The sequence below is a fragment of the Streptomyces gelaticus genome, assembly GCF_014649535.1.
Lineage (GTDB): Bacteria > Actinomycetota > Actinomycetes > Streptomycetales > Streptomycetaceae > Streptomyces > Streptomyces gelaticus.
Map to the genome: position 1 here is coordinate 1,742 of NZ_BMTF01000006.1, position 24,226 is coordinate 25,967.

Sequence of the window (24,226 nt, forward strand, 5' to 3'; positions counted from 1 at the left end):
CGCACGGTAGGCAAATCCGTCGTGCATATAAGTCTGAGACCTGATGCCGAGCCGATTGTGGTGAAGTGGATGATCCTATGCTGTCGAGAAAAGCCTCTAGCGAGTTTCATGGCGGCCCGTACCCTAAACCGACTCAGGTGGTCAGGTAGAGAATACCGAGGCGTTCGGGTGAACTATGGTTAAGGAACTCGGCAAAATGCCCCCGTAACTTCGGGAGAAGGGGGGCCATTCCTGGTGATGGGTTTTGCACTCTGAGCTGGGGGTGGCCGCAGAGACCAGCGAGAAGCGACTGTTTACTAAAAACACAGGTCCGTGCGAAGCCGTAAGGCGATGTATACGGACTGACGCCTGCCCGGTGCTGGAACGTTAAGGGGACCGGTTAGCTGACTTTCGGGTCGGCGAAGCTGAGAACTTAAGCGCCAGTAAACGGCGGTGGTAACTATAACCATCCTAAGGTAGCGAAATTCCTTGTCGGGTAAGTTCCGACCTGCACGAATGGCGTAACGACTTCTCGACTGTCTCAACCATAGGCCCGGTGAAATTGCACTACGAGTAAAGATGCTCGTTTCGCGCAGCAGGACGGAAAGACCCCGGGACCTTTACTACAGTTTGATATTGGTGTTCGGTTCGGCTTGTGTAGGATAGGTGGGAGACTTTGAAGCGGCCACGCCAGTGGTTGTGGAGTCGTCGTTGAAATACCACTCTGGTCGTGCTGGATGTCTAACCTGGGTCCGTGATCCGGATCAGGGACAGTGTCTGATGGGTAGTTTAACTGGGGCGGTTGCCTCCTAAAGAGTAACGGAGGCGCCCAAAGGTTCCCTCAGCCTGGTTGGCAATCAGGTGTTGAGTGTAAGTGCACAAGGGAGCTTGACTGTGAGACCGACGGGTCGAGCAGGGACGAAAGTCGGGACTAGTGATCCGGCAGTGGCTTGTGGAAGCGCTGTCGCTCAACGGATAAAAGGTACCCCGGGGATAACAGGCTGATCTTCCCCAAGAGTCCATATCGACGGGATGGTTTGGCACCTCGATGTCGGCTCGTCGCATCCTGGGGCTGGAGTCGGTCCCAAGGGTTGGGCTGTTCGCCCATTAAAGCGGTACGCGAGCTGGGTTTAGAACGTCGTGAGACAGTTCGGTCCCTATCCGCTGTGCGCGTAGGAATATTGAGAAGGGCTGTCCCTAGTACGAGAGGACCGGGACGGACGAACCTCTGGTGTGCCAGTTGTTCTGCCAAGGGCATGGCTGGTTGGCTACGTTCGGAAAGGATAACCGCTGAAAGCATCTAAGCGGGAAGCCTGCTTCGAGATGAGTGTTCCCACCAACTTGATTGGTTAAGGCTCCCAGTAGACGACTGGGTTGATAGGCCAGATGTGGAAGCCCGGTAACGGGTGGAGCTGACTGGTACTAATAGGCCGAGGGCTTGTCCTCAGTTGCTCGCGTCCACTGTGTTGTTCCCGGGTTGCGAACAGTCGCACCGGTTGAACAGCTTCACTACTTAATTGAAAAGTGTGCTTGTTCGCTAAGTGCCGATATCCCGCTCTGCGGGATGGCCCGATAGTGTTTCGGTGGTCATTGCGTTAGGGAAACGCCCGGTTACATTCCGAACCCGGAAGCTAAGCCTTTCAGCGCCGATGGTACTGCAGGGGGGACCCTGTGGGAGAGTAGGACGCCGCCGAACAATCTTTCAAGGACCCTTGGTCCCAGCGTTCACGCTGGGACCAAGGGTCCTTTTGTTTTTATGGAAGCGCGCCGGGTGTTCGGTTGCGTCAGAATGTCTTGTAGTACCCGATTGACAGGAGTCACACCGATGTCCACCAACTCTCCCGACGATCGTTCGGAGCGCGAGCCGCGTCGCCGGGACGGTGGTGACCGAGGCGGCTTCAGCGGCCGTCGTGACGACCGCTCCGGCGGACCACGCAGGGACAACGACCGAGGTGGCTACCGGCGTGACGACAGCCGGCCCACCGGCGGAAGCGGGGGTGGCGGCTTCCGCCGTGACGACCGCGACCGTGGGCCGCGTCGTGACGACAGCCGCGGTGGTGGCTCCGGTGGCGGTTTCCGGCGTGATGACAGTCGTGGTGGTGGGTTCCGTCGGGACGACCGTGACCGCGATCGGGATCGTGGGCCGCGTCGGGACGACGAGCGTGGTGGGTTCCGTGGGCCGCGTCGGGATGATGAGCGTGGTGGGCGTCCTTCGGGTGGGTTCGAGCGGCGTGATGACCGGCCGCGTGGTCCCCGTCGGGACGACGACAGCCGGGGCGGTGGGTTCCGCCGTGACGACCGCGACCGTGGGCCGCGTCGTGACGACAGCCGCGGCGGTGGCTCCGGTGGCGGTTTCCGGCGCGATGACAGTCGGGGCGGTGGATACCGCGGGCAGCGGGACGATCGTGGCGGCCGGGGCGGATACCGCGGGCGTGACGACCGTGGCGGGTACGAGCGTCGGGACGACCGGGACCGCGAGCCCGTCAAGCGGCTGCCGATTCCCGAGGACGTCACGGGTGACGAGATCGACAAGGATGTGCGGCAGGAGCTGATGAGCCTGCCGAAGACCCTGGCCGAGGATGTCTCGCGCAACCTCGTCATGGTGGCCCGGCTGATCGACGAGGACCCGGAGCAGGCGTACGCGTACTCGCGGATCGCGCTGCGGCTGGCTTCGCGGGTGGCTGCGGTGCGGGAGGCGGCCGGGTTCGCCGCGTACGCCACGCAGAAGTACTCGGAGGCGCTGGCGGAGTTCCGGGCCGCCAAGCGGATGACCGGGTCCGCGGAGCTGTGGCCCGTCATGGCCGACTGCGAGCGCGGGCTCGGGCGTCCCGAGCGGGCGCTGGCCATGGCCGGCGAGCCCGAGGTGCAGAAGCTCGACAAGGCCGGGCAGGTCGAGATGCGGCTGGTGGCCGCCGGGGCACGCAGGGACATGGGGCAGCTCGATGCGGCCATCGTCACCCTGCAGAGCTCCGAGCTCGCCTCGAACGCCGTGCACCCGTGGACGGCGCGGCTGCGCTACGCGTACGCCGACGCGCTGCTGGCGGCCGGGCGTGAGGACGAGGCGCGTGAGTGGTTCGGGAAGGCCCTGGAGGCCGACAAGGACGGCTCGACCGACGCGTCCGACCGGCTCGCCGAGATGGACGGTGTCGAGTTCGTCGACGCCCTCGACGAGGATGAGGACGGGGACGAGAACGGCGAGAGCGGCGAGGACGAGAACGGCGAAGACGGGGACAAGGGTCGTACGTCCGAGGCGTAATGTGTGAAGAAGAGGGCGGCATCCCATCCGGGATGCCGCCCTCTTCTTGTTTCCGCGGGTCAGCCGAGGTCGAGGCTTCGCAGGACCAGGCCGGTGGCCGGCTTCGGGCCGAAGGAGGTCGACTTGCGGGGCATGGTGACGCCCTGCCGGGCGAGGTCCCGGACGACTTCTTCGCGTACCGGATGCATCAGGACCGCCGTCGCGTCGTGACGCTCGGCCTGTTCGACGGCGGCCGCGGTGTCGTGGATGTACGCGATGTGTTCCGGGGCGTCGGGGATCTTCCAGACGTGGTCGAGCAGGGCCGCGTGCAGGACCGTCGCGTCGAGGGCCTGCCAGGCGGGCGGGCGGTCGGCCGGGATCGTGCGGGACAGCAGGCCGGGGTCGGGGCGGTCGATGAGATGGAAACCGCCATCGCCGGCGAGCAGGAACGCGTTGCCCTCGGCAGCCGCCTCGGCGAGTGCGTCCAGTGCCCGGGGGAGCGGACCGGCCAGGTCGCGGACGCGGAAGAGGCCGTCCAGCGCGGCGAGTGCGTCGGCGACCGGGAGGCGGTGCAGCAGCCGGTGTATGGCGCGGACCCGGAGCGGGTAGCGGGCCGTGTCGACGAGGAGGACCAGGCCGAAGTCCCAGGGGCCCGGAGCGGTGTGTTCCTGCTGGAGGCGCAGGTAGGTGGCCCAGCGGTGGTGGCCGTCGGCGATCAGGGCCTGGTGGTGGGCCAGGTCGGTCTCGATCTCGGCGCGGTCGGCCGGGGCGGTGACCGCCCAGAGCCGGTGGCGGTAGCCGTCCTCGGTGGTGGTGGCGAGCAGCGGCGGGCGGTGTGTGGTCCGCTCGATGACCGCGGTCGCCCCCGGGCCGTCGCCGTCGCTGCGGTAGGTGAGCAGCAGGGGCTCGAAGTTGGCGGCGGTGGTGCGCATCAGGTCGGCCCGGTCCTCGACGACATGGGCCATCACGTCCTCGTGCGGCAGGACGATGCCGTCCGCGGGGGCGGAGAGCGCCAGCGCTCCGACGATGCCACGTTGCAGGATCTCGGCGTTGCGCTGCTCGTAGACGTACAGAGCGGGCTCGCTGTCCGGTGCGAGGACCCCCTCGGCCAGCCAGCGGTTCAGGGTCTGGGCCGCCTGCTCGTGGCGGGCCGCGGCCGTCTCTGCCTGCGGCAGTATCAGCCGGACGATGTTGTACGGATCCGCCGATTCCAGGTGGTGCAGACCGTCGGGCCGGACAACGACGTCGTACGGCGGTGAGGTCACCGCGGCAAGGCTGCCGACCCGCTCGGGGACGTAACGCAGTCCACGGAACGGGATCAGCCGCAGTCCCTGGCCGGCCGCACCTGATGTGTTCATTTCTGCATCGTATGTGTGCGGCCGGGATGCGCGATGATCGGGACGGAAAGCAAGGAGCGAGGAGCGTAAAGAATGAGTCAGGCGAGCAGGACCAGGCCCAGCGGCAGCAGCACCGCGCTGAACGAGGCGTACGACACGGCACTGCTCGATCTCGACGGGGTGGTGTACGCGGGCGGTCACGCGATCGTCCATGCCGTCGACTCGCTGCGGGCGGCGCGGGACGGCGGGATGCACCTGGCGTACGTGACCAACAACGCCCTGCGGACCCCGGCCGCGGTGGCCGGGCACCTGACCGAACTCGGCGTTCCGGCGGAGCCCGCCGATGTGATCACCTCGGCGCAGGCGGTCGCCCGGCTGATGGCCGACCAGTTGCCTGCCGGCGCCCGGGTGCTGGTGGTGGGGGGCGAGGGGCTGCGGGTCGCGCTGCGGGAGCGCGGTCTGGTGCCGGTGGAGTCGGCGGACGACGAGCCGGCCGCGGTGGCGCAGGGGTACGGCGGGCCCGACATGGCCTGGGGGCGGCTCGCCGAGGCCGCGTACGCGATCGCGCGCGGGGTGCCGTGGTTCGCGTCCAACACGGATCTGACGATTCCGAGTGCCCGCGGCATCGCACCGGGGAACGGCGCGGCGGTGGAGGTCGTACGGATCGCCACCGGGGCCGAGCCGCAGATCGCCGGGAAGCCGTTGCCGCCGATGCACCGGGAGACGGTGCTGCGGACCGGGGCCGAGCGTCCGCTGGTGGTCGGCGACCGGCTGGACACGGACATCGAGGGAGCCTTCAACGGCGGTGTGGACTCCCTGCTGGTGCTCACCGGGGTGACGGACGCGGCGCAGCTGGTGGCCGCCGTGCCGAAGCACCGGCCGACATATGTGGACGCGGATCTGCGGGGCCTGCTGACCGGGCAGCCCGAGGTGGCGGAGAGCGGCGAGGGTTTCGTGTGCGGGGGCTGGACCGCGTCGGTGCGCGGGGACGAGCCGGTGCTGGAGGGGGACGGGGACGTACTCGACGGGCTGCGGGCGCTCTGCGGGGCGGCGTGGTCGTACGCCGGCGACGGTTCGTGCGCTCTGGACGCAGGGAAGGCGGTCGCCAGGCTGGGGCTGTAGCGGGAGGACTCCCGGGGACAGCGACGCAAGGGAGGGTAGGCTAACCTAACTTCGTTCTGCTCGGTGTGTCGTCGTCCCGCACCCGATCACCTGCGACTTGGGGAGTACGACCATGCAGCGCCTCACCGCGGACTCGGTGACCCTCGGCTACGACCGGCGCGTCATCGCGGAGAATCTCTCGGTCGGGATTCCCGACAACTCGTTCACGGTGATCGTCGGCCCCAACGCCTGTGGCAAATCGACCCTGTTGCGCGCGCTCTCGCGGATGCTGAAGCCGGACAGCGGGCGGGTGCTCCTGGACGGGCAGGCGATCCACGGGATGCCGGCGAAGAAGGTCGCCAGGACGCTGGGGCTGCTGCCGCAGTCCTCCATCGCGCCGGACGGCATCACCGTCGCCGACCTCGTCGGGCGAGGCCGCTACCCGCACCAGGGGCTGCTGCGCCAGTGGTCGCCGGACGACGAACGCATTGTCGAGGAATCGATGGCGGCGACCGGAGTCGGCGCGCTCGCCGATCGCTATGTCGACGAATTGTCCGGCGGGCAGCGCCAGCGCGTCTGGATCGCCATGGCGCTCGCCCAGCAGACGCCACTGCTGCTGCTCGACGAGCCGACGACGTATCTCGACATCCAGCACCAGATCGATGTTCTCGACCTCTGCGCGGAACTGCACGAGACGCAGGGGCGCACCCTGGTCGCCGTCCTGCACGACCTGAATCACGCGGCGCGCTACGCCACCCATCTGATCGCGATGCGGGAGGGCGAGGTGATCGCCGAGGGCGCACCGGGCGAGGTCGTCACCGCGGAGCTGGTGGAGCGGGCCTTCGGGCTGCGTTGCCAGGTCATCGACGATCCGGAGACCGGGACCCCGCTGGTGGTACCGGCCGCCCGCAGGCCGCGCCACGACAAGACGGCCGCCGCGGCGTCGGCCGGGGGCTGACGCGGCGGTCGGTGCAGACCGGCCCGTCCCGGTCTACAGCAGCGACCTGAGTCTCAGCAGATCGCGGAAGCCGGCCTCCAGGCGGACCCGGCCCGAACCCCATGCCTTGGCGAAGTTCAGGTCGCCGTCCACCATGGCGACCAGATCGTCACCGGTCATCGCGAGCCGGATCTCGGCCTTCTCGCGGGGCGGCCCCTCGATCGTGTCGAGGACCTGGATCCGGCCATCGGCCAGCCGGCCGGTGAAGGTGATGTCGAGGTCCTTGATGTGACAGCTCAGCGAGCGGTCGAGGGCAGCCGCGCTGCGCACGCCGCCGTCGGCCTCCGCGAGGCTGTCGGACAGTTTGTCGAGTGCGCTGCGGCACTCCGCCATGGTCGCCATTGCGACCGACGGTACCGCAGCCCTTCGCGGTAGCGTTTCCCGCATGAGCGACTCGACGCCGGAACCGGGGACGGCAGCCGGAACACTGCCCGGGAGCGAGGCCGGGGACCCGTCCGGCGAGGGCGCGGACCCGGCCGCAGGCGGCCCGCTCGACCCCGCCGCGCCCGCGCCCCTCGGTGTCGTGCGCACCCCCACCGGCAACCCCGGGGTGGACGCGGAACTGGAGCGTCTCGCCGATGCGGACCACCTCCCGGCCGACGGGCACATCGAGGTGTACGAGGATGTACACCGCGGGCTGCGCGCAACGCTGACCGGGCTGGACGCCGCACCCGCACCCGCACCGGTACCCGCACCGATGCCCTCGTACAACAACAGGAGCTGAACCGAACGTGGCAGGAGTGGCACGTCGCCGCCTCGACGCCGAGCTGGTACGCCGTAAGCTCGCCCGCTCGCGCGAGCATGCGAGCCAGCTGATCGCCGCAGGGCGGGTGACCGTCGGTGGGAACACCGCGACCAAACCCGCCACCCAGGTCGAGACCAGTGCCGCCGTCGTCGTGATCAAGGACGACAGCGACCCGGAGTACGTCTCGCGCGGCGGGCACAAGCTCGCGGGCGCCCTCGCCGCCTTCGTACCCCTCGGACTGGAGGTCGAGGGGCGGCGGGCGCTGGACGCCGGGGCGTCGACCGGTGGTTTCACCGATGTGCTCCTGCGGGCCGGCGTCGGCCATGTCGTCGCCGTCGACGTCGGCTACGGGCAGCTCGCCTGGTCGCTCCAGTCCGATGAGCGCGTCACCGTCAAGGACCGCACCAACGTACGGGAGTTGACGCTGGAGGCGATCGACGGGCAGCCGGTGGACCTGGTGGTCGGCGACCTGTCGTTCATCCCGCTGGGTCTCGTGCTGCCCGCCCTGGCGCGCTGCGCCGCCCCGGACGCGGACCTCGTCCTCATGGTCAAGCCGCAGTTCGAGGTCGGCAAGGAGCGGCTGGGCAGCGGCGGTGTGGTGCGCAGCCCCGAACTGCGGGCCGAAGCGGTACGGGAGGTGGCACGCCGGGCCTGGGAGCTGGGACTCGGAGTACGGGGGGTGACGGCCAGCCCGCTGCCGGGGCCCTCGGGAAACGTCGAGTACTTTCTCTGGCTGCGGGCAGGAGCACCTGAGCTGGATCCCGCAGATGTCGACCGTGCAGTGGCGGAGGGGCCTCGTTGACGACGAATGCGGCACGAACTGTCTTTCTTCTGGCACACACCGGCCGTCCGGCCGCGATCCGCAGTGCCGAACTGGTTGTACAGGGGCTGCTGCGCAGCGGCCTCGGCGTCCGGGTGCTGGCCACCGAGGCGACCGATCTGCCGCTGCCGTCGTGCGTCGAGACGGTCACGGACACCACGCCCGGGGCCGTGGACGGCTGTGAGCTGCTGATCGTGCTCGGCGGGGACGGGACGCTGCTGCGCGGCGCCGAGTTCTCCCGCGCCTCCGGGGTGCCGATGCTCGGTGTCAACCTCGGCCGGGTCGGCTTCCTCGCCGAGGCCGAGCGCGACGACCTGGACCGGGTCGTCGACCGGGTCGTCACCCGGGCGTACCAGGTCGAGGAGCGCATGACGCTCGATGTCGTGGTGCGCAGCAACGGCGATGTCGTCCACACCGACTGGGCGCTCAACGAAGCGGCCGTGCAGAAGGTGTCGCCCGAGCGGATGCTGGAGGTCGTCCTGGAGATCGACGGCCGTCCCGTGACCGGCTTCGGCTGCGACGGGATCGTCTGCGCGACCCCGACCGGATCGACCGCCTACGCCTTCTCGGCGGGCGGTCCCGTCGTCTGGCCCGAGGTCGAGGCGCTGCTGATGGTGCCGATCAGCGCCCACGCGCTGTTCGCCAAGCCGCTGGTGACCTCGCCGACGTCCGTGCTCGCCGTCGAGGTCCAGCAGCACACCCCGCACGGGGTGCTGTGGTGCGACGGGCGCCGGACCGTGGAGCTGCCCGCGGGAGCGCGGGTCGAGGTGCGGCGCGGCGCGGTGCCCGTACGGCTGGCGCGGCTGCACCACGCCTCGTTCACGGACCGGCTGGTCGCGAAATTCGCACTGCCGGTCTCCGGGTGGCGCGGCGCACCGCACTGACCGGCGGACATTCCCCCGGAGGTGTTGCGCATGCCGGGCGGACACCCGGGAGAGCGGACCCGGGGGGCGGGGTCCGTCGCACATCGGGGTCCGGACCTCGTAAGGTCGTGTCCGTGTTGGAGGAGATGCGGATACGGTCGCTCGGAGTCATCGACGACGCGGTGGTGGAGCTGTCACCCGGCTTCACCGCGGTGACGGGTGAGACCGGCGCGGGCAAGACCATGGTCGTCACCAGTCTGGGGCTGCTGCTCGGCGGGCGCGCCGACCCCGCCCTCGTGCGGATCGGGGCCAAGGCAGCCGTCGTCGAGGGCCGGATCACGGTGTCCGACGGCGACCCCGTCGCCCTGCGGGCCGAGGAGGCCGGGGCCGAGATCGAGGACGGAGCGCTGCTGATCAGCCGTACCGTCTCCGCGGAGGGGCGCTCCCGGGCGCATCTCGGCGGCCGGTCCGTGCCGGTCGGCGTGCTCGCCGAACTGGCCGACGAACTCGTCGCCGTGCACGGCCAGACCGACCAGCAGGGACTGCTCAAGCCCGCCCGGCAGCGGCAGGCCCTCGACCGGTACGCGGGCGACGCCGTCGCCGTGCCGCACGCCGAGTACGCGGCGGCCTACCGGCGGCTGCGGGCGGTCGTCACGGAGCTCGACGAGCTGAAGACGCGTGCCCGTGAACGCGCCCAGGAAGCCGATCTGCTGCGCTTCGGGCTGGGCGAGATCGCCGCGGTCGAGCCCCTGGCCGGTGAGGACGGCGAGCTGGCCGCCGAGGCCGAGCGGCTCGGCCACGCGGAGGCGCTGGCCTCCGCCGCGGCCCTCGCGCACACCGCGCTCGCGGGCAATCCGGAGGACCCGGAAGGCGTCGACGCGACGACCGTGGTCGCCGCCGCCGGACGCTCCCTGGACGCCGTGCGGGCCCACGATCCGGCACTGGCGGCGCTCGCCGACCGGATTGGCGAGATCTCGATCCTGCTCTCCGACGTGGCGGGTGAACTGGCCGGGTACGCCGATCAGTTGGACGCCGATCCGCTGCGGCTCGCCGTGGTGGAGGAGCGCCGTGCCGCGCTCACCGCGCTCACCCGGAAATACGGCGAGGACATCGGTGCCGTGCTGGCCTGGGCCCTGGAGGGCGCCGCCCGCCTCACCGAGCTGGAGGGCGACGACGACCGGATCGGCGAGCTGACGGCCGAGCGCGACGCGCTGCGGGCCGAACTCTCCGTCCTGGGGCAGGCGTTGACCGACGCGCGCAACCGGGCGGCCGCGCTCTTCGCCGAGGCGGTGACCGCGGAGCTGGCCTCGCTGGCCATGCCGCACGCCCGGGTCTCCTTCGACATCCGGCAGACCGAGGCGGCCGACGAGGCGTCCGGCATCGAGATCGACGGGCGGAGCGTGGTCTACGGCCCGTCCGGCGCCGACGAGGTCGAGCTGCTGCTGGCCCCGCATCCCGGTGCCCAGCCGCGGCCGATCGCCAAGGGCGCGTCGGGCGGTGAGCTGTCCCGGGTGATGCTCGCAGTCGAGGTGGTCTTCGCGGGCGCCGACCCCGTACCCACGTACCTCTTCGACGAGGTCGACGCGGGCGTCGGCGGCAAGGCCGCGGTCGAGGTCGGGCGGCGGCTCGCGAAACTCGCCAGGTCCGCCCAGGTCGTCGTCGTCACGCACCTGCCGCAGGTGGCGGCCTTCGCGGACCGGCAGCTGCTGGTCGAGAAGACCGTCGACGGAGCGGTGACCAGCAGCGGGGTCACGGTCCTGGAGGGCGAGGACCGGGTGCGGGAGCTGTCCCGGATGCTCGCGGGCCAGGAGGACTCCCGGACGGCACGGGCCCACGCGGAGGAGCTGCTGGCCGCGGCCAGGTCCAACGGGTAGGGCCCACGGGCGCGGACCCCCGTAGGCCGCCGCGGCGGTCCGCTGCGTAGTCTGGCGCCCATGGGAGCAGCGTTCGGCAGGGCCATGACAGCCGGTACCGTCGCGGCCGCCGTGGCGGGGGGTGTGTACCGGGCGCTGCGGACCCGGCCCCGCCCGCGCGGGCTGCGTACCAACTACGCGGGCCGCACCGTCGATCTGTACGCGGGTCCGGCCGCCGCCCTCGGTGCCGCGGCCGGGACGGCCGTCCTGCCGCTGCCGGCCCGTACCCGGTGCGCCGCCGCGCTCGCCGTACTGGCGGCCGGCGGCTGCGGTGCGTACGACGATCTCGTCGGTGCGGACGATCCGCGCCGTGGATTCCGGGCCCATCTGGGCGCGCTGCGGGACGGCGAGGTGACCAGCGGCGCGGTGAAGCTCTTCGGGATCGGGGCCGCCGGGCTCGCGGCCGGCGCGCTGCTCAAGGAGCGGCCCGTCGACCGGATGCTCGCCGCGGTCGTGATCGCCGGAACCGCCCATCTCGTCAATCTGACGGACGTGCGGCCCGGCGCCGCCGCCACCGCCGTGCTCGCCCTCGGGGCCCCCGGTCTGCCGGTCGGCCTCGCCGCCGCGCCGATGGGGGCCGTGACCGCCCTCGTCGCCGACGACCTGGGGGAGCGGACCATGCTCGGGGACACCGGGGTCCACGCCCTGGGAGCTGCGCTCGGGGTCGCGATCGTCGCGGGACGCGGCCGGGCCGGACTCCTCGCGCACGCCGCCGGACTGGTCGCGGCGGCGGCGTACGGGGACCGGATCAGCCGGCTCGTCCGGGTGCTGTCGGAACGCTGACCGGGCGGCCCGTGGGGCGGGGCGGGCAACAGCGCGCCGGATTCTCACCCGTGCGAGTGGTGAGCCGCGTCCGGTAGTTGCTGCGCGGGCCGTGACGACGGCCTGATTGTGCCGGAACGTGCGTACGGACTGGCATCCTTGGCGATGCAATCACCGCCGACTCGGGAGCCCCGGGAGCCATTCAACGTGTCACAGCTGCGTACGGTCCAAGTCCTGGGCGGCGGCAGCGCGGGCAGCAGCGCCCACGTCAGCTCGCTGGCCGCGGGACTGGTGGCGAGAGGCGTGCACGTCACCGTCTGCGCCCCGGCCGAACTGGACCACGCCTACAACTACTCCGGTACCGGCGCCCGTTTCACTCCCGTGCCCCGGCGCAGCGACTTCGTCTCCGTCGCCGCCCTGCGCGCCGCCTGCACGACGGCGGACATCGTCCACGCGCACGGCCCGCACGCCGCCGTGCGCGCCGCCCTCGCGCTCGGCGGCCGACGCGTTCCGCTGGTCGTCACCTGGCACGCCCGCGCGCACGCCGAAGGGCCCCGAAGAAGGCTGATCCGGCTGATGGAGCGAAGGGCCGCCCGCGCGGCGGCGGTTGTGCTCGGCACGACATCGGACCTGGTCGACGGGGCGCGGCTCCGAGGGGCGCGCGACGCGCGGCTCGCGCCGGTCTCCGCTCCCGTACCCCACCTGCCCGCCGCCGCCCACACGGGCAAGGCGCGGGCCGAACTCGGGGCGGTGGAAAGGCCGTTGGTCATCGCCTGCGGGAGCCTCGTACCGCATCACGGATACGGCACCCTGCTCGACGCCGCGCGGCTGTGGCACGAGCTGGACCCCGCGCCCCTCCTGGTCGTCGTGGGCGAGGGGCGGGATCGGGCCGCTCTGCAGCGCCGGATCAGGAACGAGGATCTGCCCGTCCGGCTCGTCGGCGACCGTGCCGACCGCGCCGAACTGCTCGCCGCGGCGGATCTGGCCGTGCTGCCCAGCAGTTGGGAGGAGCGTTCGGTGGTGGCCCAGGAAGCGCTGCGGCTCGGCGTCCCGCTGGTCGCCACCGCGGTCGGCGGGGTGCCCGAACTCGTGGGGGACGCCGCGGAACTCGTACCGTACGGGAACGCGGAGGCGCTGGCGCGGGTGGTGGCCAGGCTGCTCGGGGACCCCCGGCGGCGCGCGGAGATGACGGCCGCCGGGCTGGCACAGGCGGCGATTTGGCCGACCGAGGACGACACGATCGCCCAAGTGCTCAGTGTGTACGACGAATTGACCCAGCCGCTGGCGGCACGGCCGCGCTGAGCCGCTCGACCGGCCCGGCTACGAGGTGTGGCGGCGGGCCCGGAGGGCCAGGCTCAGCGCCAGCACCGCCTGGGGGTCGTCCAGGTCGGTGCCGAGCAGTTCGCCGATCCTGGCCAGCCGGTTGTACAGCGTCTGACGGTTCAGATGCAGCTCCCGCGCCGTCTCCGCCTTGCGGCCCGCGTGGGCCAGATACGTCTCCAGCGTCGGCAGCAGCGCCGGGCGCGAGGTGCGGTCGTGATCGCGCAGCGGGCCGATCGCCCGGTCCACGAAGGCCGCCAGATCCGGATGGTCCCGCAACCGCCACAGCAGCAGGTCGATGTCGAGGCGCCGGGCGTCGTACCAGGGCCGGTCGCTGAGGCCGTGTGCGGCCGTAGCCGTCTCCGCCGCGTGCCGCAGCCCCGCGCCGGCCGCCGCCCAGCCGCCCGCCACGCCCACCACCACGACCGGCGGATGCGAACCGGCCCGCTCCAGCCCGGCCCGCTCCACACCGGCCCGCAGCGCTGCCGCGACCCGGTCCGCGACCGCCGTGCGCTCCGACTCGGACCGCAGCCCGAGGAGCACCGGAACCCGGCCCTCCACGGGCCGTACGCCCAGCAGTACCGGCACACCCACGGACGAGAGCTCCTCCAGCACCGCCCGTGCCAGCAAGGCCCAGTTCCCGGACACCGAGAGCTCGGGTGCCAGCCGCATCACGACCGGCAGCAGCGGCATGCCGGCCGGTTTGAACCCCAGTACGCGGGCCTGGGCGGGCGCGTCCTCCGGCGTGATCCGGCCCTCGGCGAGATCGGTCAGGAAGTCGCCCCGGCCGCGCGCCGCGAGCTCCTCCTCCTGGCGGGCCTGCATCAGCACGACGGCGAGGATGCCCGCCGCCCGCTCCGCCGCCATCCGGTGCACGGTCACCAGCGGCCCGGAGACGGCCAGCAGCACCAGCCTGGCCCGTACCGAACCGGTACCGGGGCCACCACCCGGCACATCCACCAGCACCGAACCGGTCGGCGGTGTCTCACGGGCCGCCCGGCCGCCGCGCATCCCGTCCCACACCTGGAGCGGATCGGCACAGACCGGGCCGGACCCGGGCCCCGCCGCGTACAACAGCTGGCCGTCCGCCGTCTCCAGGAAGACCGGGTTGGCCGTGAAGTCCGCCAGGATGCCGAGCACCTGGGGCACCCCGCCGCCGCCGAGCAGCGCCTCCGTGCACCGCCGGTGCACGTCCTCGGCCTGCCGCAGCAGCGCGTAGTGACCGTTGACGATCTCGGTGTGGATCTCCTCGGTCACCGTCACGAACGGCACCTCGCGGTGCAGCTGCACCAGGGGCAGCCCCGCGGCGCGGGCGGCGTCCACTATCGACGCCGGCAGCCGGCTGAAGCGCGGCCCGAGCTCCACCACCAGGGCGGCGATCTGGCGGTCGGCGAGCCTGCGGACGAAGGCGCGTTGCTCGGCGGGGCGGGTGCCGAGCCCGAGGCCGGTGGTGAGCAGCAGTTCACCGCCCTTGAGCAGCGAAGCGATGTTGGGGACCTCGCCCGCGTGCACCCAGCGCACCGTACGGTTCAGCCGGTCCGCGCCGGCCACCACCTCCGGGAGCCCGCCGCGCAGCCCCGGCAGCTCCAGTGCTCGCTGCACGGTGATTCCGCCTTGCGTCTCCACTGACTCCGGCCTCGCCTTTCACTCGGGTCCAACGGGCACTCGCCCTGATTCAGGAAGGTACCGGCCCCGGGCGCCCGAGGCGTCGTCGGGGGAGCCACCGGGGGAGTCCGGGGCCGCGGAGCCGTTGTTGACACGGGGCGAGCGCCGCTGCGATCTTGTGGACGCCGCGCGGTCCGGGCCGAGTGGCCCTTCCATCCGGATCAGGACCTGGAGCAGCCGTGGGCGACGACGTGTCGACGTACTCAAGCAGTCCGGAGCTGCCCGGCCCGCTGGTCGGGGCCGACTGGCTGGCGCGGCGGCTCGGCCGACCGGGACCCGTCGTGCTCGACGCCTCGGTCGGCGCGCACCGGGGCGGCGAGCGGCGGATCCCCGGAGCGCGGGCCTTCGACATCGACGGGGCGCTGTCCGACCACTCGGCACCGCTGCCCCACACGATGCCCGGGGCCGGCCGGTTCACCGAGGAACTGCGCTCCCTCGGCGTGAACGGCACCGACACCGTCGTCGTGTACGACGGCGCGGGCATCTACTCCAGCGCGCGGGCCTGGTGGATGCTGCGGGCGATGGGCTTCGACCGGGTCGCGGTGCTCGACGGCGGCCTGCCCGCCTGGGCCGGGGCCGGGCTGCCGCTGGAGAGTGCCGGGCCCTTGCCCGCCGCGACGCCCGGCGACTTCACCGCACGGCCGCGCGCGGGGATGTTCGTCGGCAGCGAGGAGGTGGCGGCGGCCCTGGCCGACCCGGCCGCGGTGGTCCTCGACGCCCGGTCCCGGGACCGGTTCACCGGCGCCGTCGCCGAGCCCCGGCCGGGGCTGCGCGGCGGACACATGCCGGGGGCGGTCAACCTGCCCTTCGGCGAGCTCCTGAGCGAGGGGCGGATGCGCCCGGCCGATGAGCTGCGCGCCGCGTTCGCCGCCCTCGCCGGGGAGCGCGAGCGCCTGGTCGTCAGCTGTGGATCGGGCGTCACCGCGTGCGTCCTGGCGCTGGGGGCGGAACTGGCGGGGTACCGGGGGCAGGCCGTGTACGACGGGTCCTGGAGCGAGTGGGGACTGCCGTCGGAGCTGCCCGTGGTGACCGGCGCGCAGGGGCTGACCGGCGGATCGGGGCCGGACGGGCCCCGGGCACGGAGTCACGGGGCGGGCGGATCTCCGACCGCCCCGTGACCCGGGGTCAGCCGACGTACGCCCCGCTCGCCGTCAGGCGCAGCGCCGTGTCGATCAGCGGCACGTGGCTGAAGGCCTGCGGGAAGTTGCCCACCTGGCGCTGGAGCCGGGGGTCCCACTCCTCCGCGAGCAGGCCCAGGTCGTTGCGCAGGGCCAGCAGCCGCTCGAAGAGCTGACGCGCCTCGTCGACCCGGCCGATCATCGCCAGGTCGTCCGCCAGCCAGAACGAGCAGGCCAGGAACGCGCCCTCGTCGCCCTCCAGGCCATCGACGCCCGCGTCCTCGCCCGAGGTGGGGTAGCGCAGTACGAAGCCGTCCTCGGTGGACAGCTCGCGCTGGATCGCCTCGATCGTGCCGATCACGCGCTTGTCGTCCGGCGGCAGGAAGCCCATCTGGGGGATCAGCAGGAGCGAGGCGTCCAGTTCCTTCGACCCGTAGGACTGGGTGAAGGTGTTGCGCTCGGGGTCGTAGCCCCGCTCGCAGACATCGCGGTGGATTTCGTCGCGCAGCTCGTGGAGGCGCTCCAGCGGCCCTTCCGCGTCGCCGGACTCGATGAGCTTGATGGTGCGGTCGACGGCGACCCAGGCCATCACCTTCGAGTGGACGAAGTGGCGGCGCGGCCCGCGTACCTCCCAGATGCCCTCGTCCGGCTCGTCCCAGTGCTTCTCCAGGTACTCGATCAGCTTGAGCTGGAGGCCCGTCGCGTAGTCGTTGCGGGTCAGGCCGGTCATGTGGGCGAGGTGGAGTGCCTCGGTGACCTCGCCGTACACATCCAGCTGGAGCTGGCCCGCCGCTCCGTTGCCGACCCGGACCGGGCCGGAGTTCTCGTAACCGGGCAGCCAGTCCAGCTCGGCCTCGCCCAGCTCGCGTTCGCCCGCGATGCCGTACATGATCTGCAGGTTCTCCGGGTCGCCGGCGACCGCCCGCAGCAGCCACTCCCGCCAGGCGCGGGCCTCCTCGCGGTAGCCGGTGCGCAGCAGGGAGGAGAGCGTGATCGCGGCGTCGCGCAGCCAGGTGTAGCGGTAGTCCCAGTTCCGGGAGCCGCCGATGTCCTCCGGCAGGGAGGTGGTCGGCGCGGCGACGATGCCGCCGGTCGGCGCGTATGTCAGGGCCTTGAGGGTGATCAGGGAACGGACCACGGCCTCGCGGTAGGGCCCGTGGTACGTGCACTGCTCGACCCATTCGCGCCAGAAGTCCGCGGTCGCGTCCAGCGAACCCTCCGGATCCGGCAGCCCCGGCGGCCCGTGGTGCGAGGGCTGCCAGCTGATGGTGAACGCGATCCGGTCACCCGGGGCCACCGTGAAGTCGGAGTACGTCGTGAGGTGCTCGCCGTACGTGTCGGCGGGGGTGTCCAGCCAGACGGAGTCCGGGCCCGCGACGGCGACCGTACGGCCGTCGACCTTGTGCACCCACGGGGTGACCCGGCCGTAGCTGAACCGCATACGCAGCTCCGAGCGCATCGGCACCCGGCCGCTGATGCCCTCCACGATCCGGATCACCTGCGGCGCGCCGTCACGCGGCGGCATGAAATCGGTCACCCTGACCGTTCCGCGCGGTGTGTCCCACTCCGATTCCAGGATGAGGGAGTCCCCGAGGTAGCGGCGGCGGTCCGCGGACGGCGGCTGTGTCCCGTCCGCCCGCGCCGGTCCCAGGCGCCAGAAGCCGTGCTCCTCGGTACCCAGCAGTCCCGCGAAGACGGCGTGCGAATCGAAGCGGGGAAGGCACAGCCAGTCCACTGTGCCGTCCCGGCAGACCAGGGCGGCGGTCTGCATGTCTCCGATGAGTGCGTAATCCTCGATGCGCCCGGCCACGTGCATCTCCAGTCGAACGGCCATGTCGCCCCGTAGGGCATTACTGCGGGTCAAGAGGTCGTCGCAAGGGGTTGTTGTGGGGGATCCTGCGAACGCGTCACCTCGCCCGGGGCGAGTGTCCGAGCAGGATACGACGCACCCCGGTGATCCGCGCGACCGTCTCGACAACCGGTCTGATCCGAACGGGTGTGTGTACGGGCACTCGTGGTGATCATGCGAGGTGGGCGTCGGGATGCGGCCGGAAGCGGGGTCCTCCCGGCGCTGATACCCTGGTAGCCCGTGGACCGGTGGTCGTCCGCAACCGCAGACGAGGCCCCCGAACCGCAGCGACGGCGCCTCCGGAGTCTCCGGACGAAAACGCCGGTACGCACCTCACGATCGCGACCACGGGAGCCCCCTTTGGCTATGCAGCCCACATCCACGACGACCAAGCACATCTTCGTCACCGGGGGTGTCGCCTCATCCCTCGGCAAGGGTCTGACTGCCTCCAGCCTCGGTGCCCTGCTCAAGGCGCGCGGCCTCCGGGTCACCATGCAGAAGCTCGACCCGTACCTCAACGTCGACCCGGGCACCATGAACCCGTTCCAGCACGGTGAGGTGTTCGTCACCAACGACGGCGCCGAGACCGACCTGGACATCGGCCACTACGAGCGCTTCCTCGACGTCGACCTCGACGGCTCCGCCAACGTCACCACCGGCCAGGTCTACTCGCAGGTGATCGCCAAGGAGCGGCGCGGCGAGTACCTCGGTGACACCGTGCAGGTCATCCCGCACATCACCAATGAGATCAAGCACCGCATCCGCCGCATGGCCACCGACGACGTCGACGTCGTCATCACCGAGGTCGGCGGCACGGTCGGCGACATCGAGTCGCTGCCGTTCCTGGAGACCGTCCGCCAGGTCCGCCACGAGGTCGGCCGGGACAACGTCTTCGTCGTGCACATCTCGCTGCTGCCCTACATCGGCCCGTCCGGCGAGCTCAAGACCAAGCCGACCCAGCACTCCGTCGCCGCGCTGCGCAACATCGGTATCCAGCCCGACGCCATCGTGCTGCGCGCCGACCGCGACGTACCGACCGCCATCAAGCGCAAGATCTCGCTGATGTGCGACGTCGACGAGGCCGCCGTGGTGGCCTGCGTGGACGCCAAGTCGATCTACGACATCCCGAAGGTGCTGCACACCGAGGGCCTGGACGCCTACGTCGTGCGCAAGCTCGACCTGCCGTTCCGCGACGTCGACTGGACGACGTGGGACGACCTGCTGGACCGCGTCCACAACCCCGACCACGAGATCACCGTGGCGCTCGTCGGCAAGTACATCGACCTGCCCGACGCCTACCTCTCGGTCACCGAGGCCATCCGGGCCGGCGGCTTCGCCAACAAGGCGCGGGTCAAGGTCAAGTGGGTCGCCTCGGACGACTGCAAGACCCCGTCGGGCGCCGCGAAGCAGCTCGGCGACGTCGACGCGATCTGCGTCCCCGGCGGCTTCGGCGACCGCGGTGTCAACGGCAAGATCGGCGCCATCCAGTACGCCCGCGAGCACAAGGTGCCGCTGCTCGGCCTCTGCCTCGGCCTCCAGTGCATCGTGATCGAGGCCGCGCGCAACCTCGCCGAGATCCCCGACGCCAACTCCACCGAGTTCGACGCCGCCACCGCACACCCCGTCATCTCGACGATGGAGGAGCAGCTGGCGTACGTCGAGGGCGCGGGCGACCTCGGCGGCACCATGCGGCTCGGCCTGTACCCGGCGAAGCTCGCCGAGGGCTCGCTGGTCCGCGAGGCGTACGACGGCCAGCCGTACGTGGAGGAGCGCCACCGCCACCGCTACGAGGTCAACAACGCCTACCGGGCCGAGCTGGAGAAGAAGGCCGGTCTGGTCTTCTCCGGCACCTCCCCGGACAACAAGCTCGTCGAGTACGTCGAGTACCCGCGCGAGATCCACCCCTACCTGGTCGCCACTCAGGCGCACCCGGAGCTCCGCTCCCGCCCGACCCGCCCGCACCCGCTCTTCGCGGGCCTGGTGAAGGCGGCCGTCGAGCGCAGGACGGGCGCGAAGGCCGGTGGCGCGAAGGCCGCCTCGCCGGGCAAGTAGTCCGGCACCGCACAGGCGTTAACGTTGACCGGGGTACGGATCCGCTGAGGATGCGTACCCCGGTTTCTGTTTTTCGTGGGAGGACGTAGATGGGTTTCCAGGACACGCCCGAGGAGTGGCAGGTCACCGCGACCGAGACGCCCTTCACCGGCAACAAGACCAGCGTCCGCACCGACGAAGTGGTGATGCCGGACGGCACGGTCGTCCGCCGCGACTACCAGGTCCACCCGGGTTCGGTCGCCGTGCTCGCGCTCGACGACGACGGCCGGGTCGTCGTGCTGAGGCAGTACCGCCACCCGGTGCGCCACAAGCTCTGGGAGATCCCGGCCGGGCTGCTCGACGTCCCCGGCGAGAACCCCCTGCACGCGGCCCAGCGCGAACTCTATGAGGAGGCGTACGTCAAGGCCGAGGACTGGCGGGTGCTGACCGACGTCTACACCACGCCGGGCGGCTGCGACGAAGCCGTGCGGATCTTCCTGGCCCGGAACCTCTCCGAGGCCGAAGGGGAGCGCTTCGAGGTCTCCGAGGAGGAGGCCGACATGGAGCTGGCCCGGGTGCCGCTCCAGGAGCTGGTACGGGGCGTGCTCGCGGGGGAACTGCACAACAACTGCCTGGTGGTGGGCGTTCTTTCGCTTGCGGCGGTCCTCGCCGGTGACGGGATCGAGTCGCTGCGTCCGGCCGAGGCGCCGTGGCCGGCCCGCCCGTTCGAGGCCTGACCCGCCGCAGGGAAGGACCGGTGGTCCGAGGGCCAGGGGTGGCCCGCGGGCCACTGAACGGTTCACCGGGGTCCTTCGATCGGAAAAGATGCTGATCCGATCGGGGGACCTCCGCGCCGTGCTCCAGGGAAATCGTCCGCACGCCTGAACTACGCTCGGAATGCCCTGACCGGAGTCCCGGCGGGCGACGCGTGCAGCGAAGTGGAGCGTGGCCCGTGACGGATCAGGCGGTGGACACCAGCGGCCCGGCCAAGGCAGCGGGAACCGAGGAGCCGTCCGGCGCCGCCCCACCCCAATTCTTCGGCCGCGACCGCGAGTTGAAGGAACTACGGGCCGACATCGAAGGAGCCGGCCTGGACACTCTGGCCGGTCGCAAGGCCGCCCGCGCCCGGGTCCTGCTGATCGCCGGACGCCCCGGTTCCGGACGCACCGCGCTCGCCGGTGAACTCACCCGCAGGCTGCTCGCCGCAGGCGACCACCCCGACGGGTTGCTCCGCGCCCGGCTCACCGATCCCGGCGGCGCGGCGGTGCCCACCGAGCGCACCGCCCGCGGACTGCTCGACCAGCTGGGTGTCACCGGGCCGCCCGGCGCGGACGGCGACGAACTCTCCGAGATGGTCCGCGAGGAGCTCGCCGGACGCCGCGCGCTGCTGCTCCTGGACGACGCGGCGGACGCGGAGCAGGTCGACCCGCTGCTGCCGGACAACCCGGACTGCCTGGTGGTCGCCACTTCCGGGGGCCCGCTGACCGGCATCCCCGGCGTCCGCCCCTGCACCATCGGCGGCCTGGACGCGGGCTCCGCCGTGCGGCTGCTCGCCCGCATCATCGGAGAGGTCCGGATCACCGTCGACCCGCGGACCGCCGAGACCCTCGCCGAGGAGTGCGGTGGGCTGCCGGCCGCCCTGGTCATGGTCGGGGGCTGGCTCGCCGCCCGCCCCATGGCGTCGGTCGCCGACGCCACCAAGCAGCTGCGCGAACTGCCGGACGACACGGAGCAGTCCACCGGTTCCCGCCCGCTGGCCCGTGCCTTCCGGCTGGTCCACGACTCGCTTCCGCCGACGGCCGCCCGGATACTGCGACTGCTCGCCCTCGCCCCCGCCGGACTCGTCGACGCGCACACCGCGTCCGCGCTGGCCGGCTGCTCCGTCTCCGCCGCCCAGACGACCCTCGACGACTTCGTGGCCCTGGGGCTGCTGCACACCAACGGCGCGGACCAGCCGCAGTACGAGGTGCCCGGCTGCCTCGCACCACTGCTGCGGGCACTGCTGGAGGCCAGGGACCGGCCGGCGGAGATCCAGCTGGCCGGGGCCCGGATGCTGGAGCGGACCGTACGGCTGCTCCAGTCCTGCCGGGCGGTCACCGAACCCGAGGGATCCCCGGCCCGCCGCAAGCTCGCCGGGCTGCCGCGCTCGCTGCGCTTCCCCGGTCCCGAGGCGGCCGCCGAATGGCTGCGGATCCGCCGTCCCGCCCTGCTGGCCTCGGCCAGGTTCGCAGTCGGGGACGGTGAACTCGACACCCTGGCAAGGAGGTTGGTGGCCGCACTGGTGCGGGCGCTGGCCGTGCACCGGGGCACCGAGGCGGCCGCGCCCGAACTGTACGGACTGCACGGTCTGGTGCTCGCCGTCGCCGAGCGGCGCGACCTGCCGCGCGAACGGGCCGCCGCCCTGCTCAATCTCGCCGACCTCGATGCCAGGACCGGCCGTACGCAGGAGGCACTGACCCGCTACCGGGCCGCGCTGGACGCCGGACGGGCCGCGAAGGACCCGTACGCCACCGGCCGCGCGATGGAATCCGTAGGCGGCGCCTATGCCGAGCTGGGGGACTTCCAGCGGGCCTCCGACTGGTACGGCCGGGCGCTGGCCCAGCGGCTCACCCAGGGGGAGCGGGCCGACGAGGCACGGCTGTACGGGCGGCTCGGCGCCGTTCACACCTATGCCGGGCGGTACGGCGAGGCGCTGCGGAACTGGCGTGCCGCCGCGGCCGGGTACCGCAGGCTCGGCGACGTCCCGGCCCAGGCGCGGGCGCTCAGCGAGGCGGCGCGGGTGCAGGAGTACGCGGGCCGGCCGCACGAGTCCCTGCACACCTGCCAGGAGGCCGTCGAGTGGGCCAGGCGGGCCGGGGACGTGCGGCTTCAGGCGGCGCTGGAGCTCCGGCTGGCCGACACCCTGGACAGGCTCGGTGACCCGGCAGCGGCCGGGCTGCACCGGGGTCTGGCCGACAGATTGCTGAGGCAGGAGGGTGCAGCCTGCGAAATCCGTAGTGCAGCGACAGAAAAATAATGCTTTGTAAGGCTAGACAGCGTGAAGCCCTTCATTAGAATGGCTTCGCCGCGTGTGTTCGCGGTGTCTCCATTTACGTAGTGTCTATCCGGGTATGTATGGATATGTCCGGGTAACCCTCTGAGCCAAGGACCGTGATCGACGTGAAGGTCGGCATCCCCCGCGAAGTCAAGAACAACGAGTTCCGCGTGGCGATCACGCCCGCCGGTGTGAACGAGCTCGTCCGCCACGGCCACCAGGTCGTCGTCGAGGAGAACGCCGGTGCCGGCTCCTCCATCACGGACGAGGAGTACGTCGCCGCCGGGGCGCAGATCCTCTCCACCGCCGACGAGGTCTGGGCCACCGCCGACCTCCTGCTGAAGGTCAAGGAGCCGGTCGCCGAGGAGTACCACCGCCTCCGCAAGGACCAGACGCTCTTCACCTACCTGCACCTCGCCGCCTCCCGCGAGTGCACCGACGCGCTGCTCGAGTCGGGCACCACCTCCATCGCCTACGAGACGGTCGAGACCGCGAACCGCGCGCTCCCGCTGCTCGCCCCGATGTCCGAGGTGGCGGGCCGGCTGGCCCCGCAGGTCGGCGCGTACCACCTGATGCGCTCGGTCGGCGGCCGAGGCGTGCTGCCGGGTGGCGTCCCGGGTACCGCGCCTGCCGAGGCCGTCGTCATCGGTGGCGGCGTCTCCGGCTGGAACGCCACGCAGATCGCCGTCGGTCTGGGCTTCCACGTCACGCTGCTCGACAGGGACATCAACAAGCTGCGCGAGGCCGACAAGGTCTTCGGCACCAAGGTGAAGACGGTCGTCTCCAACGCCTTCGAGCTGGAGAAGGCCGTCGTCGAGGCCGACCTCGTCATCGGTGCGGTGCTCATCCCCGGTGCGAAGGCGCCGAAGCTGGTCACCAACGAGCTCGTCGCCAAGATGAAGCCCGGAAGTGTACTTGTCGACATTGCAATCGACCAGGGCGGTTGCTTCGAGGACTCGCACCCGACGACGCACGCCGAGCCGACCTTCAAGGTCCACAACTCGGTCTTCTACTGCGTCGCCAACATGCCGGGCGCGGTGCCGAACACCTCCACGTACGCCCTCACCAACGCCACGCTCCCGTACATCCTGGAGCTCGCCAACCGCGGCTGGGTCGAGGCGCTGCGCCGTGACGCCGCGCTCGCCAAGGGTCTCAACACCCATGACGGGCAGGTCGTTTACCGTCAGGTGGCCGAGGCCCACGGCCTGGAGCACGTCGAGCTGAGCTCGCTCCTCGGCTGACGGGTCAACCGCTTCCGTCAACTTCACGCGTCCGGCCGGACCTTGCCGAGCAAGGTCCGGCCGGACGCATGTCGGGCCCTTGCCGGCGTCCTGTACAACTCGTCTCGAACGTAACTCTTCATCCGATTCGTACACCCGTTAAAACCGCACCCCGGTGGCTGCGCACCCTTGACAGCGGGGTGTTCGATTGCCGACACATCGGGCCGGGTCCGGCGG

Annotated in this window: 19 protein-coding genes and 2 rRNA genes (1 of these 21 only partly in view); 17 read left to right on the top strand and 4 right to left on the bottom strand. The window is 71.3% G+C overall.

All coding sequences use genetic code 11. The features are described from left to right. The 4 genes from IE107_RS10605 to IE107_RS34640 all read left to right on the top strand — a co-directional run. A 23S ribosomal RNA gene (locus tag IE107_RS10605) occupies window positions 1-1,425 on the top strand; it begins 1,709 nt to the left of the window's first position. A 133-nt stretch (window positions 1,426-1,558) separates the two neighbouring features. After that, a 5S ribosomal RNA gene (gene rrf, locus IE107_RS10610) occupies window positions 1,559-1,675 on the top strand. 187 nt (window positions 1,676-1,862) lie between these two features. Beyond that, on the top strand, window positions 1,863-2,531 hold the full coding sequence (locus IE107_RS34635) for a hypothetical protein (protein ID WP_268246585.1): 669 nt from the start codon (window positions 1,863-1,865) through the stop codon (window positions 2,529-2,531). Further along, a complete protein-coding gene (locus tag IE107_RS34640; RefSeq protein ID WP_373302422.1) occupies window positions 2,531-3,235 on the top strand; it encodes a tetratricopeptide repeat protein in 705 nt (234 codons plus the stop codon). Before IE107_RS34635 ends, IE107_RS34640 begins: the two co-directional genes overlap by 1 nt. A gap of 59 nt (window positions 3,236-3,294) precedes the next feature. Here the strand turns inward: IE107_RS34640 and IE107_RS10620 are convergent, their stop codons facing one another. Further along, window positions 3,295-4,572 (bottom strand): DUF1015 domain-containing protein, encoded by a 1,278-nt coding sequence (locus IE107_RS10620; protein ID WP_189543472.1) that lies wholly within the window; start codon window positions 4,570-4,572, stop codon window positions 3,295-3,297. Window positions 4,573-4,644: 72 nt separating this feature from the next. Here IE107_RS10620 and IE107_RS10625 point away from each other — a divergent pair, with 72 nt between their 5' ends. After that, a complete protein-coding gene (locus IE107_RS10625; RefSeq protein WP_189543473.1) occupies window positions 4,645-5,673 on the top strand; it encodes an HAD hydrolase-like protein in 1,029 nt (342 codons plus the stop codon). Window positions 5,674-5,785: 112 nt separating this feature from the next. Then, on the top strand, window positions 5,786-6,610 hold the full coding sequence (locus IE107_RS10630; protein ID WP_189543474.1) for an ABC transporter ATP-binding protein: 825 nt from the start codon (window positions 5,786-5,788) through the stop codon (window positions 6,608-6,610). A 33-nt stretch (window positions 6,611-6,643) separates the two neighbouring features. On the opposite strand, the gene IE107_RS10635 is transcribed toward IE107_RS10630, so the two are convergent. Then, window positions 6,644-6,991 (bottom strand): SCP2 sterol-binding domain-containing protein, encoded by a 348-nt coding sequence (locus IE107_RS10635; protein WP_189543475.1) that lies wholly within the window; start codon window positions 6,989-6,991, stop codon window positions 6,644-6,646. A gap of 43 nt (window positions 6,992-7,034) precedes the next feature. On the opposite strand from IE107_RS10635, the gene IE107_RS10640 reads away from it, so the two are divergent. From IE107_RS10640 to IE107_RS10665, 6 genes are all read left to right on the top strand, one after another. Then, entirely contained in the window at window positions 7,035-7,373 is a 339-nt protein-coding gene (locus tag IE107_RS10640) for a hypothetical protein (protein ID WP_189543476.1), read from the top strand. Window positions 7,374-7,380: 7 nt separating this feature from the next. Continuing rightward, window positions 7,381-8,196, top strand: a complete 816-nt coding sequence (locus tag IE107_RS10645) for a TlyA family RNA methyltransferase (protein ID WP_189543477.1) — start codon at window positions 7,381-7,383, stop codon at window positions 8,194-8,196. Further along, on the top strand, window positions 8,193-9,098 hold the full coding sequence (locus IE107_RS10650; RefSeq protein WP_189543478.1) for an NAD kinase: 906 nt from the start codon (window positions 8,193-8,195) through the stop codon (window positions 9,096-9,098). Before IE107_RS10645 ends, IE107_RS10650 begins: the two co-directional genes overlap by 4 nt. Window positions 9,099-9,223: 125 nt before the next feature. Then, on the top strand, window positions 9,224-10,951 hold the full coding sequence (recN, locus tag IE107_RS10655; protein ID WP_189543766.1) for a DNA repair protein RecN: 1,728 nt from the start codon (window positions 9,224-9,226) through the stop codon (window positions 10,949-10,951). 60 nt (window positions 10,952-11,011) lie between these two features. Next, on the top strand, window positions 11,012-11,773 hold the full coding sequence (locus tag IE107_RS10660; protein ID WP_189543479.1) for an MraY family glycosyltransferase: 762 nt from the start codon (window positions 11,012-11,014) through the stop codon (window positions 11,771-11,773). 186 nt (window positions 11,774-11,959) lie between these two features. Beyond that, a complete protein-coding gene (locus IE107_RS10665) occupies window positions 11,960-13,054 on the top strand; it encodes a glycosyltransferase family 4 protein (RefSeq protein ID WP_189543480.1) in 1,095 nt (364 codons plus the stop codon). An 18-nt stretch (window positions 13,055-13,072) separates the two neighbouring features. Here the strand turns inward: IE107_RS10665 and IE107_RS10670 are convergent, their stop codons facing one another. After that, entirely contained in the window at window positions 13,073-14,698 is a 1,626-nt protein-coding gene (locus IE107_RS10670; protein ID WP_189543481.1) for a PucR family transcriptional regulator, read from the bottom strand. A 218-nt stretch (window positions 14,699-14,916) separates the two neighbouring features. Here IE107_RS10670 and IE107_RS10675 point away from each other — a divergent pair, with 218 nt between their 5' ends. Further along, on the top strand, window positions 14,917-15,855 hold the full coding sequence (locus tag IE107_RS10675) for a sulfurtransferase (RefSeq protein WP_189543482.1): 939 nt from the start codon (window positions 14,917-14,919) through the stop codon (window positions 15,853-15,855). Window positions 15,856-15,862: 7 nt separating this feature from the next. Here the strand turns inward: IE107_RS10675 and IE107_RS10680 are convergent, their stop codons facing one another. Continuing rightward, window positions 15,863-17,689 carry a glycoside hydrolase family 15 protein gene (locus tag IE107_RS10680; RefSeq protein WP_189543483.1) on the bottom strand — a complete coding sequence of 609 codons (1,827 nt, stop codon included), beginning with the start codon at window positions 17,687-17,689 and terminating at the stop codon, window positions 15,863-15,865. A 381-nt stretch (window positions 17,690-18,070) separates the two neighbouring features. Here IE107_RS10680 and pyrG point away from each other — a divergent pair, with 381 nt between their 5' ends. From pyrG to ald, 4 genes are all read left to right on the top strand, one after another. After that, entirely contained in the window at window positions 18,071-19,756 is a 1,686-nt protein-coding gene (gene pyrG / locus IE107_RS10685) for a CTP synthase (RefSeq protein ID WP_189543484.1), read from the top strand. Window positions 19,757-19,845: 89 nt separating this feature from the next. Beyond that, on the top strand, window positions 19,846-20,472 hold the full coding sequence (locus tag IE107_RS10690; RefSeq protein ID WP_189543485.1) for an NUDIX domain-containing protein: 627 nt from the start codon (window positions 19,846-19,848) through the stop codon (window positions 20,470-20,472). A gap of 215 nt (window positions 20,473-20,687) precedes the next feature. Next, window positions 20,688-22,751, top strand: a complete 2,064-nt coding sequence (locus IE107_RS10695; RefSeq protein ID WP_189543486.1) for a tetratricopeptide repeat protein — start codon at window positions 20,688-20,690, stop codon at window positions 22,749-22,751. A 143-nt stretch (window positions 22,752-22,894) separates the two neighbouring features. Further along, the gene (gene ald, locus IE107_RS10700) at window positions 22,895-24,010 is read left to right on the top strand and encodes an alanine dehydrogenase (protein WP_189543767.1); all 1,116 of its coding nucleotides are present in this window, start codon (window positions 22,895-22,897) and stop codon (window positions 24,008-24,010) included. Window positions 24,011-24,226 lie beyond the last annotated feature (216 nt).

Coding starts and splice junctions, on each gene's coding strand:
- pyrG (WP_189543484.1), top strand. CDS start 18,071: ATGCAGCCCACATCCACGACGACCAAGCACATCTTCGTCACCGGGGGT.
- IE107_RS10635 (WP_189543475.1), bottom strand. CDS start 6,991: ATGGCGACCATGGCGGAGTGCCGCAGCGCACTCGACAAACTGTCCGAC.
- IE107_RS10690 (WP_189543485.1), top strand. CDS start 19,846: ATGGGTTTCCAGGACACGCCCGAGGAGTGGCAGGTCACCGCGACCGAG.
- IE107_RS34640 (WP_373302422.1), top strand. CDS start 2,531: ATGAGCCTGCCGAAGACCCTGGCCGAGGATGTCTCGCGCAACCTCGTC.
- IE107_RS10630 (WP_189543474.1), top strand. CDS start 5,786: ATGCAGCGCCTCACCGCGGACTCGGTGACCCTCGGCTACGACCGGCGC.
- IE107_RS10640 (WP_189543476.1), top strand. CDS start 7,035: ATGAGCGACTCGACGCCGGAACCGGGGACGGCAGCCGGAACACTGCCC.
- IE107_RS10680 (WP_189543483.1), bottom strand. CDS start 17,689: ATGGCCGTTCGACTGGAGATGCACGTGGCCGGGCGCATCGAGGATTAC.
- IE107_RS10660 (WP_189543479.1), top strand. CDS start 11,012: ATGGGAGCAGCGTTCGGCAGGGCCATGACAGCCGGTACCGTCGCGGCC.
- IE107_RS10620 (WP_189543472.1), bottom strand. CDS start 4,572: ATGAACACATCAGGTGCGGCCGGCCAGGGACTGCGGCTGATCCCGTTC.
- recN (WP_189543766.1), top strand. CDS start 9,224: ATGCGGATACGGTCGCTCGGAGTCATCGACGACGCGGTGGTGGAGCTG.
- IE107_RS10625 (WP_189543473.1), top strand. CDS start 4,645: ATGAGTCAGGCGAGCAGGACCAGGCCCAGCGGCAGCAGCACCGCGCTG.